Origin of the sequence: Mycobacterium sp. (assembly GCF_035314905.1) — a bacterium.
Taxonomy (GTDB): Bacteria; Actinomycetota; Actinomycetes; order Mycobacteriales; family Mycobacteriaceae; genus Mycobacterium.
The window spans coordinates 1-14895 of sequence record NZ_DATFYW010000188.1; the positions used below are offsets into that span (position 1 = coordinate 1).

The 14895-nt window shown below is 67.5% G+C and carries 16 protein-coding genes; 9 read left to right on the top strand and 7 right to left on the bottom strand.

The window, feature by feature from the left end:
* Positions 1 to 462 (bottom strand): bifunctional ornithine acetyltransferase/N-acetylglutamate synthase (locus VKG81_RS16365; RefSeq protein ID WP_324397612.1); only part of this gene is annotated, 462 nt, incomplete at its 3' end.
* Positions 459 to 1502 carry an N-acetyl-gamma-glutamyl-phosphate reductase gene (gene argC / locus VKG81_RS16370; protein ID WP_324397613.1) on the bottom strand — a complete coding sequence of 348 codons (1044 nt, stop codon included), beginning with the start codon at positions 1500 to 1502 and terminating at the stop codon, positions 459 to 461. The genes argC and VKG81_RS16365, both read right to left, overlap by 4 nt.
* Between argC and VKG81_RS16375 the strand changes: the two genes are divergently transcribed.
* Both VKG81_RS16375 and VKG81_RS16380 read left to right on the top strand, forming a co-directional pair.
* Complete coding sequence (locus VKG81_RS16375) at positions 1422 to 2828, top strand: phosphatidylserine decarboxylase family protein (RefSeq protein ID WP_324397614.1); 1407 nt, start codon at positions 1422 to 1424, stop codon at positions 2826 to 2828. The two genes, argC and VKG81_RS16375, sit on opposite strands and share 81 nt — an antisense overlap.
* Entirely contained in the window at positions 2825 to 3034 is a 210-nt protein-coding gene (locus VKG81_RS16380) for a phosphatidylserine decarboxylase (protein WP_324397615.1), read from the top strand. The genes VKG81_RS16375 and VKG81_RS16380 overlap by 4 nt, the downstream gene beginning before the upstream one ends.
* Before the next feature lie 12 nt (positions 3035 to 3046).
* Here the strand turns inward: VKG81_RS16380 and VKG81_RS16385 are convergent, their stop codons facing one another.
* Together VKG81_RS16385 and VKG81_RS16390 are read right to left on the bottom strand one after the other, a co-directional pair.
* The gene (locus tag VKG81_RS16385) at positions 3047 to 3904 is read right to left on the bottom strand and encodes a GNAT family N-acetyltransferase (protein ID WP_324397616.1); all 858 of its coding nucleotides are present in this window, start codon (positions 3902 to 3904) and stop codon (positions 3047 to 3049) included.
* Positions 3905 to 4014: 110 nt separating this feature from the next.
* Positions 4015 to 5040 (bottom strand): hypothetical protein, encoded by a 1026-nt coding sequence (locus VKG81_RS16390; protein ID WP_324397617.1) that lies wholly within the window; start codon positions 5038 to 5040, stop codon positions 4015 to 4017.
* A gap of 179 nt (positions 5041 to 5219) precedes the next feature.
* On the opposite strand from VKG81_RS16390, the gene VKG81_RS16395 reads away from it, so the two are divergent.
* The 3 genes from VKG81_RS16395 to VKG81_RS16405 are packed head-to-tail and all read left to right on the top strand — an operon-like array spanning position 5220 to position 8848.
* Positions 5220 to 6173: an LLM class flavin-dependent oxidoreductase gene (locus VKG81_RS16395; protein ID WP_324397618.1), complete on the top strand. Its 954-nt coding sequence runs from the start codon at positions 5220 to 5222 to the stop codon at positions 6171 to 6173.
* Between the two features lie 42 nt (positions 6174 to 6215).
* Positions 6216 to 8489, top strand: coding sequence for a PEP-utilizing enzyme (locus VKG81_RS16400; RefSeq protein ID WP_324397619.1), 2274 nt, complete (start codon positions 6216 to 6218; stop codon positions 8487 to 8489).
* A gap of 23 nt (positions 8490 to 8512) precedes the next feature.
* Positions 8513 to 8848, top strand: a complete 336-nt coding sequence (locus VKG81_RS16405) for a hypothetical protein (protein WP_324397620.1) — start codon at positions 8513 to 8515, stop codon at positions 8846 to 8848.
* Positions 8849 to 8935: 87 nt separating this feature from the next.
* Here VKG81_RS16405 and VKG81_RS16410 read toward each other — a convergent pair whose 3' ends face one another.
* Positions 8936 to 9208: a hypothetical protein gene (locus VKG81_RS16410; RefSeq protein WP_324397621.1), complete on the bottom strand. Its 273-nt coding sequence runs from the start codon at positions 9206 to 9208 to the stop codon at positions 8936 to 8938.
* Positions 9209 to 9319: 111 nt separating this feature from the next.
* Positions 9320 to 9604 (bottom strand): cation-transporting P-type ATPase, encoded by a 285-nt coding sequence (locus VKG81_RS16415; protein ID WP_324397622.1) that lies wholly within the window; start codon positions 9602 to 9604, stop codon positions 9320 to 9322.
* Between the two features lie 100 nt (positions 9605 to 9704).
* On the opposite strand from VKG81_RS16415, the gene VKG81_RS16420 reads away from it, so the two are divergent.
* The 4 genes from VKG81_RS16420 to lysA all read left to right on the top strand — a co-directional run bounded on the left by VKG81_RS16420 (position 9705) and on the right by lysA (position 14365).
* Positions 9705 to 10091, top strand: a complete 387-nt coding sequence (locus VKG81_RS16420) for a metalloregulator ArsR/SmtB family transcription factor (protein WP_324397623.1) — start codon at positions 9705 to 9707, stop codon at positions 10089 to 10091.
* Positions 10092 to 10218: 127 nt separating this feature from the next.
* Positions 10219 to 11229: a VWA domain-containing protein gene (locus tag VKG81_RS16425; RefSeq protein WP_324397624.1), complete on the top strand. Its 1011-nt coding sequence runs from the start codon at positions 10219 to 10221 to the stop codon at positions 11227 to 11229.
* On the top strand, positions 11226 to 12740 hold the full coding sequence (locus VKG81_RS16430; protein WP_414685300.1) for an LCP family protein: 1515 nt from the start codon (positions 11226 to 11228) through the stop codon (positions 12738 to 12740). The genes VKG81_RS16425 and VKG81_RS16430 overlap by 4 nt, the downstream gene beginning before the upstream one ends.
* Positions 12741 to 12973: 233 nt before the next feature.
* Entirely contained in the window at positions 12974 to 14365 is a 1392-nt protein-coding gene (lysA, locus tag VKG81_RS16435) for a diaminopimelate decarboxylase (protein WP_324397626.1), read from the top strand.
* A 7-nt stretch (positions 14366 to 14372) separates the two neighbouring features.
* Here the strand turns inward: lysA and VKG81_RS16440 are convergent, their stop codons facing one another.
* Positions 14373 to 14891, bottom strand: coding sequence for a DUF6611 family protein (locus tag VKG81_RS16440; protein WP_324397627.1), 519 nt, complete (start codon positions 14889 to 14891; stop codon positions 14373 to 14375).
* Between the last annotated feature and the right edge of the window lie 4 nt (positions 14892 to 14895).

The following is a 14895-nucleotide window of genomic DNA, read 5'->3' on the forward strand; positions in this document are numbered from 1 at the left end:
GCGCCCGTCGGCTATGTCGTCGACGATTGCCCGCACACCGGGCACCACCTTGTCCATCGGCAACCGGTCACCGATCAGCCCGGTCGAGCAGACCGCGACCTCGATCGCGCCGGTCTCGGCGCCCCGGTCCGACAGCGCGGCCGCGACCACCTCGGCGGTGGCGTGGGCGTCCTGGAAACCGCCCGGGCCGGTGCAGGCGTTCGCGCCGCCGGAGTTGAGGATGACCGCGCGCAGCCGCCCGGTGGTCAGCACCTGCCGCGTCCAGAGCACGGGGGCAGCCTTGACCTGGTTGCGGGTGAACACGCCGGCGGCACCATAGCCGGGGCCTTCGTTGACCACCAGCGCGAGGTCCAGCGCTCCGGACGGCTTGAGGCCCGCGGCGATGCCGGTGGCGCGAAAGCCCGCCGCGGCGGTGACACCCTGGCTGCGCACCAGCCGGGTGTCGGCCGCGACCCCGGTCACGGCGCCACCCCCACGACCGACAGACCCGCGGTTTCCGGCCAGCCCAGCGCAAGGTTCATCGACTGCACGGCCGCTCCGGCGGTGCCCTTGACGAGGTTGTCGATCGCGCAGACGGCCACCAGCGTTTCGGCATCCTCGTCGACCGCGACCGCCATCTGCGCGGCGTTGCTGCCGGCCACCGCGCCGGTGCGGGGCAGCCGGCCCTCCGGCAGCAGGTGCACGAACGGCTCACCGCTGTAATGCTTTTCGTAGGCGGCCCGCACCTGCGGCAACGTCGCGGTGCTGCGGGCGGTGCAGGTGGCCAGGATGCCGCGGGTCATCGGTATGAGCACCGGGGTGAATGACACCGACACATGGCGCTCGGTCACCGCCTGCAGTCCCTGGGCGATCTCGGGGGTGTGCCTGTGCACGCCGGCGATGTTGTAGGCACGCGCCGATCCGATCACCTCCGCGCCGAGCAGCTCGGTCTTGGCCGCCCGCCCGGCGCCCGACGCGCCGCTGACGGCGACCACGGTCACCGACGGTTCAGCGAGGCCTTCGGCGACCGCGGGCACCAACGCCAGCAGCGTCGCGGTCGGATAGCACCCCGGGACCGCGATCCGGGTGGCACCGCGCAGGCGGTCGCGGGCACCGGGCAGCTCGGGCAGCCCGTAGGGCCAGCAGCCGGCGTACGGCGTGCCGTAGAACCGCTCCCAGGCGGCGGCGTCACGCAGCCGAAAGTCGCCACCGCAGTCGATGATTACCGTGCCGGCGTCGAGCCGCTCGGCCAGCGGCCCGGAATGGCCCGGCGGCAACGCCAAAAACACCACGTCGTGACCGGCCAGCACCTCGGCGCTGGTGGATTGCAGCACACGGCTCCCGAGCGGCAGCAGGTTCGGGTGGTTTTCGGCCAGCGTGGTGCCCGCGCTGTCGGCCGCTGTCACCGCGCCGATGGTCAGCCGCCCGTCCGTGTAGGCCGGATGGCCCAGCAGCAGCCGAAGTATTTCCCCACCCGCATAGCCGCTGGCACCTGCCACCGCAACCGTTCTGCTACCGCTCATTGTGGTTCCCTACGTCGCGCGCCCCGCCTGGTGGCAAAGGTAAGGGCGGCCACCGCGCCCGAAATAGGGCCGTTTGGCCTGCGGCGGGCCGACTTTCGACCCATGACCGGCTGGGCTGAGGTTTGTCGCCCGCCGTTCATTCATTGCTCACCGACGCTTTACGACGGGTCGTCGACGATAAGGTTTGACTCGGACACGCGCCGTGGCATCGGCCGCCTGTTTCACAATCCGCAACGGCTACTTGCTTACCCAGACGTAGGTTTGCTTCTTGTGACGACTGTTTTCGATGGTGTGGATGTGCGGCGCCGGGCCGGCTGGTTGCCCGAGGACCAAGACCGGTTGGAGTCTTGGCTTACCGCTCACCGGGAGCGGGTGGAGGCCCGGGGTGAGGCCGTCGTGCTGCATCCCGTGCTCGCCGAGTTTCAGGAATTGATCGACTCTGACCCCGTGCTGCGCATGTACGTTGACCAGATGATCGCCCAGGTGCCGCATACGAAGCGGTACCGCAAGCGTCACCTGCACAGCGTCGAGCAGATGCTGCGCCTGATCAACGGGGTGCTGACGATGGCGCCGGAGTTCGGCGAAAACGCGGTGATCACGCCGCTGGGCACGATCCTCGATTGGACGATGGGCACGCCGGCCGGGTTCGCGGCCTTCCGCGACCCGCGAATCAACGCGACGCTCTACAAGATCCTGACCGTTTGGTGCGCGTTTCTCGACAGCGCCGACTCGCTGTATGTGCTCAACGATTCGCCGTCCGGCTGGAAGTGCGCCGCCGCCCGACGTGCGGTCGGCATCGAGCAGTTCGAGCACGACCCGCAGGATGAGCATTGGGGCTTTGCCTCCTGGAACGACTTCTTCATCCGACGGTTCAAGGACGGCGAGCGTCCCGTCGCTTCCCCGGACGACGACAAGGTGATCACCAGCGCCTGCGAATCGACGCCGTACCACATCGCGACGGATGTCAAGCACCGGGATCGTTTCTGGGCCAAAGGCCACCGGTATTCGCTCCAGGACATGCTGGCCAATGACGATTCGGTTGATCAGTTCGTCGGCGGAACCGTCTATCAGGCATATCTGAGCGCGATGACTTACCACCGTTGGCACAGTCCGGTGGCAGGGACGATCGTCAGGGCGTTCGTCCAGCCGGGCACCTACTTCTCAGAGGCCGTTTCGGAGGACTGGAACGCGATCGATCCCCCGGCTTCGCAGCCCTATCTGGCGCATGTCGCGGTGCGGGCGATCATCCTCATCGAGCCGCCGACCCCGTCATCGGCCTTGTCGCCTTCGTGGCGGTCGGCATGGGGGAAGTCTCCTCCTGCATGATCGACAAGAACGTGACGCCCGGCTACCACGTCGCAAAGGGCGAGGAACTGGGGTGCTTCCAGTTCGGCGGCTCGACTCACTGCCTGGTCTTTCGCCCCGGCGCAATCGCCGGCTTCACCTTGGCGGCCCTTCCCCAGCCGCACCACCCCAACGCGCCGTCGGTGCTTGTCCGTTCGCAGCTCGCCGTGGCCAACACGACCGCGTAAGGCGCGGGGCCGTCAGTACCACGCCGACGCCAGAAACGCGCCGCGCGGCTCCGAATACAAGCCGATCGTCATCAGATTCACAATGAGGGACACGCGCAGCCCGTGGGCCAGGCACCAGCGCAGCAGCTCGGTGTTGCGCATCGGGACAAGAAATCCTGGACCCGGGAATGCGTGCGCCGCACCGATCAGGGCCGCAAGATCGTCATTGGTTTCGGCCACCGAGTGCGTGTAGAAGCCGATCCCGGTCGTGTACCCGGTGATCCGGCCGCCGCGTTCGACTACCCGGCCCGCGCCATTGGCGAGCGCGTCGGGCAACTCGCCGCGACGGTCGTGGCCGTGCACGCGCAGGCACAGCGCGTTGCACGCCCCGACGTCCGCCGCTGCGGCAGCGCGGACACCATATCCCGGGATCCGCAGCGCCACCGGGTCACCCTGCATCGCGGCGAAGGGTTCGCGCACATCGAAGCCGAGCTTGGCGTACAGGCTCATCGAACGGTAGTGGTAGGCAGCCTGCAACAGTCGCACGCCCGGCGTTCGCCGCTGCGCGCAGCGGTGCAGCATCGTGTTCATCAGCTCCCCGCCGACGTGATGGTCCTCCACGTCCGGAGCGACCGTGACATGGCCCACCCCGGCGATGATCGACCGCTCGTCGAGGAAGCCGCTCCCCACGGTTCGCGCATCTTCGTGCGCGACGAGGGCGAAGAAACCGGCGTGTTCGATCAACCGCGACACCAGCTCGGTGGCGACCTGGACCGACGGGATATCGGGCGGAAATCCGTGGCGGGTGGCGATCGAGGCGAATGCGTCGTAGCAGACGCGTCCACACTCCGGCGCATCAGCGGCGGTTGCCGGACGTATGGTCACTGCCACGACGGCCTCCCGTTGTCGCTGCAAGGCTAAACGCATTTCACCGTCGCGGGTTCACGTTACAAGTGAAACCGGAGTCAACAGACTCGATGCTGCCGCTGAAGTGATGGCTGTCAGCCGGTATTGCCTGCGAACCACGCGGTCGTCACCGTGTGTCTGATCGGGGGCTGAAAGGGGGTGGTCGGCGGGCCCAGCTGGCCGACGTACACCGCCCACAGCGGCTGCGACCGGTCGATCGCCGACGCGGGATCCCAGTCAGGGGGAGCCAGGACCCCCAGCGACAACTTGTTGTGGCCACATCCGTAGATGGGGACCGTCCCATCGGCCCGGCCGCCCAGGTCGACGCCGTTGGGCAGGATGCAGCGGGTGCCGTCGTCAAGGACCAGTGCGAACGGCATCGGCGTTGCGGGAGGCGCCACCGCCGGGAGCGTGCCCGGGGAGTGGAAACGACGAAGCGACTTGCCCCACGGATCGACCGCGCACAACAGCGATGCGGGTGCCGGCCAACACACTTCGGCGGCGGCCGAACCCGGATCGCAGGCGTAGATGTTGTCGCCGACCGCTGCCGGCGAGGGGGCGGTGCAACCGGAGAGCTCCGGCGAAGAGAACCGAGGCTCCACGTGGTAGCCATCGGCCGCCTGACCGTTTCGACCCACGGCCGCGACCGTGATGACATCCGTTGCCCCCGGGTCCGCGGCGAGGTTGCCCGCCGTCGGGATCGCGACCATGGCGAGGACCGCCAACACCGCCAAAGCGCGCACAGCCCGGTCCGAAAATGTTTGTGCCCTAGAGGAAGTCACGACTTCGGCGGGGCCGCTCCCGGTGTGCCCGGCCAGGAGTGCGGCGCGCCGGGGGTCGACCCGGGTCCTGTGGCAGACGACCGCGGCGGCGAGCACCACCTCCGTCGCCGCCAGCGCCGTCGCCATCGTCATGACCGTCGAATGCGGGACCGCCACCGCGGTCCCGACCGCGCCATGATGGTGGCCGGGTGCGGGCAGATGCAGTGTGATCATCGCGAGATTCATGATCGCGACGAGGCTCCAGTCCCGCAGCGTCCCACGCAGCCACAGCCGACGCGCACAGTTCAGGCACCCGATGATCATCACGACCATCAGCGCACCGGACGCGAGACTTGTCACGCCGGCAAGCGAAAAGCCATGCAGCACAGCGGAAAATCCAGCAAGCATCGCGCACGCCCGCCTTCCGGCGACAGCTGGTGTACGAGCCGTTCGCATCTTTTCTCCGCTGCGGTGAGGGGCCAGGTTCCAGCCTAAAGCCGCCTGGTCGCCGGCGGCGCCGGTTTGTTTGACTGTCTGACGTGACGATCTCGATCTTGCGATTCACCTTTGCCGCGCCCCACGACGACGCACAGCGGCGCCACGAGCGCCTTCGCGGCGCCCTGGAGCTGGCCAAGTGGGGCGAGGACCACGGGATCAGCGGCGTCAGCGTCGACGAACACCACGCCACAGGTCAGGGCTGGAGCAGCAACCCGATCCTGGCCGCGTCGTGGTTCCTCGCCCAGACCAGGAGAATGTTCGCCACCGCCGACTGTGCGCTTGCTCCGCTGTGGGATCCGATCCGGCTGGCCGAAGACGTCGCCCAGGTCGACGCGATGAGCCGCGGCCGGCTCCACGTGACCCTCGGGCTGGGTTACCGCCCCGCCGAATACGAACTCTTCGGCAAACCCTTCAACGACCGCGCCAGCCTGATCGACAACTTCCTCGAGCGCCTGCTCGGTGCCTTCTCGCATTCCGACCTGGCCACCTGGACACGCCCGCACCCCCCGATCTACGTCGGCGGCGGTGTGCGCGCCACCGCCGAGCGTGCCGCCCGCCACGGGCTCCCGTTGAGCCTGCCCGACCACCTTCCGGAAATTGCCGACTACTACACCGAACTCTGCCGGGCCGCGGGACACCGCCCGGTCGTGGTGATGCCCGCCGCAGACAGCCGCGGCATGGTCTACCTGCACGAAGACCCCGACAAAGCGTGGGCCGAACTGGGTCATTTCATCCTGTGGGAGGCCCAAACCTACGCGAAGTGGTCCGACGGACGGACGCACTCCTACATGCACATCACCGACGCTCGAACCCTGACCGACGTGCGCGCCTCCGGCCGTTACCGGTTCATGACGCCCGACGAACTCATCAGCGACCTCGGTGCCAATCGCGCCGAACCACTTGTGCTGCACCCCCTCGTCGGCGGCATGCCGCTCGACGAAGCATGGAAGTCGCTGCACCTGCTCACCGACCGCGTTCTGCCGGCGGCACGCTGAACTACGGCGGACCCCGGGCTGAAGTGGGACCATTACACGATCATGCGTGTTGTTGTCGACGAGGGGCCGACGGACGTCGCGGTGTGCATCGTCACCGAACTCGCCGGCCGTGGCCACGAGGTCCATACCGGTGCCGATGTCCGGGAAGCCCACGCGCTGGTGCGGATGACAGGGCACGACGGTGTGGTGATATCGCGGGTGATATCAAATTCCGAAGAACGCGTGCCGAACTCAGCCCCCAACACCCTTCTGGTGCGGACTGCGACCATCATGGGCCGCGACTCGGCCGGCCCAGCCCAGCGCCGTTTCGCCGCCCCCGTCATCCTCGGTATCAGGAATGGCCGCAACGTCGCTCAATTCATCCATCACGACGATGTCGCGCGCTTCGTCGCCGAGGCCGTCGAGCGCCCCGACTGGAGCGGGATGGTCAACCTGGTCGCATCCGACACGATCGCACTGCGGGAGGTCGCCGCGATCCTCGACAAGCGCTATGTCGAGATCAATCACAAGCGGGCCGGCGAAGACCTCCCCCTGCTGGACACCTCGGCACTCGGCGAACTCGGGTTCGTCCCAGCCTGGAGCAGCCGCGATTGCGTCCTCGACTTCCGAAAGGCCAACCGCGAACACATCTATCTGGGCTCCAGACGGGTCCGGCTGCCGTGGCGATGCCAATGGGCCAGGACGCCCGGACCCGCACGCGAAACCGCGCGCCGGCAACCGGCCAACGACAAGGGCGGTGAATTCGACACCGGCGTCGACCCCAACTGGCCGGTGTACACCGCCGTGAACACCTCCGAGGCGTTCCCCGGCCCGATGACGCCGCTCTCACTCGAACTGTCGTTGAAAGGCATGCGTGCCATGGGGATCGGCGCGGTCCACCAGCTGCGGCTCAACGGCGAACTCTGCCGCGCGGTGATCGAGGAGCAGACCGGATCGTTCGGCCACCGGATCTACGCCAACCTGAGCGTGCTGTTCGCCACGAGCGCGGTGCTGCCCGGAGCCGACCGTTCCGGCTGGGGCGAGAAACTATTCGGAGCGGGATCGGGCGCGGCGGTTCCAGATATCGACAAGATCGGCCTGTGGGGGATGTCCCGGCGACTGCCCCGGATGCTGACCTTCATCGTCTCGGCAGCAAGTGAGACGCGCCGGATGGACAACGAAGCGCGCGCGCGACAATACGGCGCCGTATTCTATGCCGACCTCTCAGACGAGCAGTTGCACAGCCAATTACGTTGCACCTATGACGAAGTCGTCAGCGCCTGGGGCTTGGCGGCGCTCATCACGCTCGCGGTCGTGCCCGTCCTGGGAATCATCGAACGGATCGCGGGCAAAACACTGGAAAACGAATCAAGAAGCGGCACAGATAAATTGGCCAGCGCAGGACTCAGCGTGGCCACGCATCAGCTCGCCGCGGCGGCGCGCCAGGACGCAGTGATCGGGGCGATCCTGCGTGAACACCAGCCCGAGGAAGCGCTGAGGCGGGTGCGCGCACAGCATCCGGGATTCGCCTCACGGCTCGACGACGTCATCGCCGAATGGGGCCACCGCGGTCCCGGCGAGACGGAGCTGATCAACCCGGTGTTCGCCGACAATCCGGCGCGGCTGCTCGATGTTGTCAACAAGCTCGCCGATGCCACCGGGCACGCAGGGTCGCCCACCCCGACGGTGAACCCCATCGTGCGGCTGCTGGCTTGGGAGAGCGCGTGGTTACAGCAGTCCCGCGAGCGGGCGCGTGACGCCGCCATCCGCCTCACCCACGAGTACCGGCTGATCGCCCGTGAGATCGGCACCCGACTGGCCTGCGGAGAGATCATCGCCGACCGCGACGACGTCTTCTACCTGACCCGCGACGAACTGCTCCATCCGCCGCTGGACGTCCGCTACCTGGTGTTGCGGCGCAGAGCTGAGCGTTCCCGGCTGGAGCGTGCGCGGCCTCCGATCGAATTCACCGAACGCTGGGAACCCGAGGCCGAAGCGGCGCCGGAAATACTGCCCGGTGGGTCGCTGCGCGGAATTCCGGCGTCGGCGGGCATCGTCAAAGGCCGGGTCCGGGTCGTCACCGCGGACTCGATCAACGAACTCACGCCCGGCGAAGTCCTGGTCACCGAATCGCTCGACGTCGGGTGGACACCGTTTTTCTCCTACGCCACCGCCGTCGTCGTCGACACCGGCGCGGTCATGTCGCACGCCGCGATCGTGGCGCGCGAATTCGGCATTCCATGTGTAGTTGGGTCAAAGACCGGCACCCGCGTTCTGCGTACTGGACACTTGGTCGAGGTTGACGGCACGTCAGGCCGTGTCAGGCGTGTCGAATAAGCGCACCGAGGAGCGTCGGGCCCGTGACGCACAGCTATGAAAATTGGCAGACGGCCGCTGTGACGGTGCTGAGCCACTGGGTCAACGTGTATGGAAAGGACGCGGGCTGGGTCTGCGAATCAGCACCGGCCGTGCTGCTGCAGGAATCGACGGTGACGACTCATCAGTGGCAGGAGAAAAACAGCGACGGGATCGTGCGGGAGCGCTGTCGCGATGAGCACCATCCTCGTAAGACCCGGGTGGTGTTCGCCCGCATCGCCGGCGCCGAACTCGTCCCGGCCTGTGACGCCGACAACTACCACACCAGCATGCCGGAGGAGCACTACACGACATGGCTGGCCAGTCAAGGACAGCCATGACACCGCTAAAGCCAGCTCTTCGCGTGGCGCAGCCGTAGCCGCTTGAGCAGGTGAACCCGCCAAAGTAGGTGTGCGCACCGGTGGCGATCACCACCCCCTTGGCCGTGCCTGACACCACCGCGGTCCCCGAGAGGCACAGGCTCGGTGCGCCGCCGACCGTTTGCCCGGGGAACCGACCGCCGCAGACTTGGCCGCCAGCAGCGACTCCCCGGTCAATACGGTCTGGTCGACAACCAGATCGCTCGCGGACACGACGCGCAGGTCCGCCGGCACGACGTCGCCGGCTTGCAGCACGACGAGGTCGCCGGGAACCACATCCGGCAATGGAACTTCGCGATCCAATCGGCAGGTCGTCGGCACCCGCGCGGCGCCGCACGGTGACGGTAGAGGTGACCATCTCCCGCAAAGCGCGGGTGGCCTGAATCGAGCGGGTCTGCTGCCAGATGCGAAGGATGACCGCGAGCACGACCATCACCGCCACGATGAACGTGCCGCGGGCATCATCACAATCACCAACAGCGCGCCCAAGACGGCCAGCAGCGCCACGAACGGGCTCCGCACCGCCGCTCCCAGTCGTGCGGCAGGCCCGACTTCGGCGACGCGGGGCGGTTCGTTCTCACCGAACCGGAGCAGACGCTCCTCCGCCTCCGCCAACCCCCTCGGCGACCCGGCCAGCCGTTGCAACACCGTGAAAACCGGCGCATCGGCGAGTTCCTGCAGGCCGGCGACACCGGTAGCTGTTGGCCCGTCGAGCATGAAGCGACCTCCGGTGACCGGAAAATCACCACCAGACAGTCTGACGGTTGCGCGAGGCGTGGGCGATGCGTCAGCCTGTTATGCACCGAGAGGAAGTCCCGTGCCCGACGCACCCGAAGCCCCAACGGTGGCCGAGCCGTTGCCACCACGTCTTCTGCAAGAGACCGCATCGACGTTCGGCATGCTGTCGGCGACGGTAAGGCTGCACATCCTCTGGCTGCTCGCCGTCGGTGATTGCGACGTCGGCACGCTTGCCGAGCAGACGGGTCAAAGCATGGCCACGGTGAGCCACCACCTCGGCAAGCTCAAGCTCGCCGGACTGGTCGGAGCGCGCCGCCACGGCAAGCGCCAGGTCTACGTCGTCGCCGACCCGCACATCGTCGATGTCGTCCGCATTGCCGTCGGCAGGCGGCCGAGGCCGAGCGGCCAAACCAGCGAGGGCGGCGGGTGTCGCGCTGATCGGCTCGGTCACGGCGCGACAAAATAGAGGAAACACTTGTACAGGTGTTTGACTGAACTGCGGAATTTCGGTTGTACTGGGTCAAATGCCCGCCGACGGCCAGGCGTCGCGGACACGAGAGGAGCGTCCCATTGTCGCTGGCGCGTCAGGCGGTATGACCATGCCCGGGCTGGGTGTGATGTCGCTGTCGGGATTCGACCAACCCTGGTGGTTCCTGTTGGCGTTGGTGCCGGTCGGGCTGATCGCCTCGTACATGGTGATGCAGGCCGGTCGAAGCCGACGCGTGCGCCGCTTCACCAGCCCCGATTTGCTGGATTCCGTCGCTCCGGAACGGCCCACCGCGTGGCGTCACCTGCCCGTCACACTGCTCACCGCCGCATTGCTGTTGCTGACGGTCGCGCTGGCCGGGCCGACGCATGAGCTGCGCCAGCCACGCAACCGGGCGGTCATCATGCTGGCGATCGACGTTTCCCAGTCGATGCGCGCCGACGATGTGTCGCCCAGCCGCCTCGCGGCCGCGCAGCAAGCCGCCGAGCGTTTCGCCGATCAGGTGACACCCGGGGTCAATCTCGGGCTGGTGGCGTTCGCCGGCACGGCAAACCTGCTGGTGTCGCCGACGCCCAATCACGCCAGCACGACGACGGCCCTGCACAACCTGCGCCCGGCCGACAGCACCGCAACGGGTGAGGCGATCTTCACCGCGCTGCAGTCGATCGCGACGGTCAAGGCCGTGATCAGCAGCGACAACGACAAGCCGCCGCCCGCGCGGATCGTGCTGCTCTCCGACGGAAAGGAGAACAAACCGGAGAGCCCCGACAACCCTCGCGGTTGCTACACCGCGGCGCGCACGGCCAGGGACCAGGGCGTGCCGATCTCGACCATTTCGTTCGGAACCCAGGGCGGGATCGTTGCGGTCAAGGATCAGCAACTGCCGGTGCCGGTTGACGGTGAGATGATGACGAACATCGCCAAACTGTCCGGCGGCCAGTCCTACACGGCGGCCAACATCGACGAACTCAACCGCAGCTACGGGGCGGTGCAACAGCAAGTCGGCTACAAAATCGTGCGGGGCCCGGCCTCGGCCGGCTGGTTGCGGTTGGCGGTGCTGATCGCCACCGCGGCCGCCTTTCTGGCAATTCCCCTCAACCGCCGGTTACCGATATGACCCACGCCGGTCGTCACGGTCTCCCGCAGGCGCGGCGCGGCATGACCGCGCTACGGATCGCCGCGTCGGTTGGCGCGGTGCTGCTGATCGCGGTGACCGGCGCCAGCTGGTGGACCATGAAGCACACGCTGGGCGGGATCACGATCTCGGAGGCCCTCGGCGCCGACGCCCCCAAGTCCGGCGACGGTGCGATCAACGTGTTGCTGATCGGGTTGGACTCTCGTAAGGACCAGGACGGCAATGACCTTCCTGAGGACATCCTGGACAAGTTGCACGCCGGCGATTCGGACTCCGGCGGCTACAACACGAACACCCTCATCCTGGCGCACATTACGACCGACAACAAGGTGGTGGCCTTCTCCATCCCGCGCGACGACTACATCGCGGTCAACGACATCAGCGGATACAGCCACATCAAAATCAAAGAAGCGTACGGGCTGAAGAAGGCCGAGGCCGAACAGAAACTCATGGACCAAGGCGTCAGCGATCAAGCACAGCTGGAACGGCAGGGTCGCGAAGCCGGACGCGGGGCGACGTTGTCGGCGGTGCGCGACCTGACCGGTGTGCCGATCGACTATTTCGCCGAGATCAATCTGGCAGGCTTCTATGATCTCGCGTCGAGCCTCGGCGGTATCGACGTGTGCCTGAACCACGCCGTCTATGACGACTACTCCGGCGCCGACTTCCCCGCCGGACGCCAAACGCTCAACGGGGCGGAGGCGCTGGCGTTCGTCCGGCAGCGTCACGGCCTCGACAACGGCGACCTGGACCGCACGCACCGCCAGCAGGCCTTCCTCGTGTCTGTGATGCGGAAACTCCAAGACAGCGGTACCTTCACGAACCTGAGCAAGCTGAGCAGCATGATGGACATCGTGCGGAAGGACATCGTGCTGTCCACCGGCTGGACCGACGCGATGTTCCGCCGAGTCGGTTCGATCAACGGCGCCAGCGTCCGGTACCAGACTCTGCCCGTGCTGCGCTACGACACCGTCGACGACCAGGACGTCAACGTCGTCGATCCGGCCGCCATCAAGAACCAAGTGGCAGCTGCCTTCAACGGCACCGCCGCCACCTCAACCACCGAGGCGGCCCCGTCCAGCACCGTCGACGTCATCAACGCCGGCAGCACCGCCGGCCTCGCCAACACCGTCTCGGAGGAATTGACGCGGCAGGGCTACACGAAGGGAGAGGTTCGCAATCCGCTCACCGGCGAACCGCGCGAAACGGGTATCGATTACGGCTCCGGCGCGTCGACTGACGCGCAGAACCTCGCCACGCTGCTCGGCATCCAAGTGCCCCCGCGGTTGGACTCCACCCAGGAGCCCGGACACATTCGTGTCACCCTCGGTTCCGACTACTCGTTGCCGTCCGGCTTTGGCACGTCCGACCCCACCACCGCCGCCGCGACGGGGATGTCCGCCAACTCGGCGGCCTCCGACGGCCCGGACCCGTCGGCGACACCCGATCAGGGTCAGCCGGTCCTGGGCGGCGACGTTCCATGCGTGAACTGATATCGGATTGACTCCCTTTACCGGCCGGTCATGTCCCCGCTGCGCAGTGCCGGACTGCTAGCACCGCGCCGCTACCTAGCCCGGCGGTCGCGTTGGTGATCGTCAAAGTGGTCGAAGCCGAGTTGGTGTAGCGCGACGCACAGCCGCGGTTCGGCCGTCAAAATTCGGGCGGCCCGCGTCAGGGGTTCGTCAAGTTTTGGCTCATCGCCGCCCCGCGCGAGCACGGTGGAGCTATGACGCTTTTGGAGCTGTTGCCGTCGCTGCACCAGGCAGCGACGCCCCGGCTGGACCGATCCATCTGGCCGCTGACCACCCATGTGGACGAGGGCCGCCTCTGTGTGGGCGGGGTGGCGTTGACGGAGGTCGCCGACGAGTTCCGGACACCCACATACGTGGTGGACGAGGAAGACTTCCGGCAGCGCATCCGCCGCTATCGCGCCACGCTGCCCGGGGTCGAGGTGGTCTACGCCGGCAAATCGCTGCTCACCACCGCGGTTGCGCACTGGGTCGCCGAAGAGGGGATCGGCTTGGACGTGTGCTCCGGCGGGGAGTTGGCCATCGCGCTGGCCGGTGGGGTTGATCCGTCCCGGATCATCATGCACGGCAACGCCAAAACGCCCGACGAGCTGCGCGACGCCGCGACGATCGGGGTCGGCCGGATCGTGGTCGATTCACCGATCGAGATCGCGTTCCTCGCGGGCCGCGTGCGGCGCCGCCAGCAGGTGCTGCTCCGCGTGATCCCCGAGATCGACATCCACGGGCACCCCGCGGTGACCACCGGGGTGGCCGACCAGAAATTCGGCTTCACCCTGGCCGACGGCCACGCCGCCGCCGCCGCCAAGCGGGTACTGGACCAGCCGTGGTTGGACCTTGTCGGCCTGCACTGTCACATCGGGTCTCAAGTGACCGATGCCGGGCTGTACGGCACCGCCATCCGCCGGATGATCGCCGCCATGGCCGAGGTCCGCGACACCCACGGCGTTGTGCTGAGCGAGCTCAACATCGGCGGTGGGCACGGCGTTCCATACGTCTGTGGCGATCGCGCGCTGAACCTCGACGAGCTGGCCAACGTCATCGACACCGCCCTCACCACAGCCTGCGCGGCCCACCGATTCCCGCGCCCCACCGTCGTGATCGAGCCCGGCCGCGCCATCAGCGCCCGGGCCGGTGTCACCCTCTACCGGGTGCTGACCGTGAAGTCTCAGCCCGGTGGACGCACCTTCGTCGCGGTCGACGGCGGCATGAGCGACAACCCGCGGGTGGCGCTGTACGGCGCCAAATACACTGTGGTTCTTGCCAACCGCCACCCCGTTACGCCGACCAGGCCAGTCACCGTGGTGGGCCGGCACTGCGAAGCGGGCGACGAAATCGCGCGCGACGTCGACCTGCCGACCGACCTCCACCCCGGCGACCTGCTGGCAGTGGCCTGCACGGGTGCGTACCACCACAGCATGGCGTCCAACTACAACGCGGTGGGACGCCCGCCACTGGTGGCCGTCCGCGAGGGCCGAACCCGTGAGCTGGTTCGCAGGGAAACCATCACCGACCTACTTCGGCGGGACCTCGGATGGACCGCCGAGCCGGACACCGCGCCCTTCCGGCAGGCACAGGTCCACGGAGAATAAGCACAGCTCAACGGAGCTCGGCGACCGCCTCCATGCGGTCGTAGATCTCCCACCACACGGCTTCGTACTGCACCGGGGACAGCGTGCCGCGCTTGCGCATGTCTTCCGCCGCCAGCATCACGCCGGTGAGCTTTTCCCAGGCCCTTCGCGCCGCTTCGCGTTTCGGGTCGGCAGCCCATCCGTAGCCCTTCACCAACGTCAGCGACATCGACCGCACACGTGGCCGTGTCCCAGCGGTCAGAGCGAACAGGGCCGCACCCGTGCCGAGATAGGCGCTGACCAACACGGCCAGCGTCGATGCCGGCGACGAGGCGTCAAGGCACGTCGCCGCCATCAGCCATATCGCGACGCCTCCGATCGGCCAGCCGCGCCACAAGCGAAGGAGACGTCGATCCCGGTCACTGATGCCGGGCGGGAACACGGTCAATCGGTAGCGACGAAAGCCGGAGCGGCCCAGCCTGATATCGAACGACCCCCACGCGTGTTCTCCGTCGATCAGCCTCGACCACCCACGAGCGCTTCCCATGCAT

Bases quoted from the DNA above. Each gene is read 5' to 3' on its own strand.
- lysA (WP_324397626.1), top strand. From the start codon at position 12,974: ATGACGCTTTTGGAGCTGTTGCCGTCGCTGCACCAGGCAGCGACGCCC.
- VKG81_RS16425 (WP_324397624.1), top strand. From the start codon at position 10,219: ATGACCATGCCCGGGCTGGGTGTGATGTCGCTGTCGGGATTCGACCAA.
- VKG81_RS16440 (WP_324397627.1), bottom strand. From the start codon at position 14,891: ATGGGAAGCGCTCGTGGGTGGTCGAGGCTGATCGACGGAGAACACGCG.
- VKG81_RS16400 (WP_324397619.1), top strand. From the start codon at position 6,216: ATGCGTGTTGTTGTCGACGAGGGGCCGACGGACGTCGCGGTGTGCATC.
- VKG81_RS16415 (WP_324397622.1), bottom strand. From the start codon at position 9,604: ATGCTCGACGGGCCAACAGCTACCGGTGTCGCCGGCCTGCAGGAACTC.
- VKG81_RS16430 (WP_414685300.1), top strand. From the start codon at position 11,226: ATGACCCACGCCGGTCGTCACGGTCTCCCGCAGGCGCGGCGCGGCATG.
- VKG81_RS16375 (WP_324397614.1), top strand. From the start codon at position 1,422: ATGGCCCAGCAGCAGCCGAAGTATTTCCCCACCCGCATAGCCGCTGGC.
- VKG81_RS16380 (WP_324397615.1), top strand. From the start codon at position 2,825: ATGATCGACAAGAACGTGACGCCCGGCTACCACGTCGCAAAGGGCGAG.
- argC (WP_324397613.1), bottom strand. From the start codon at position 1,502: ATGAGCGGTAGCAGAACGGTTGCGGTGGCAGGTGCCAGCGGCTATGCG.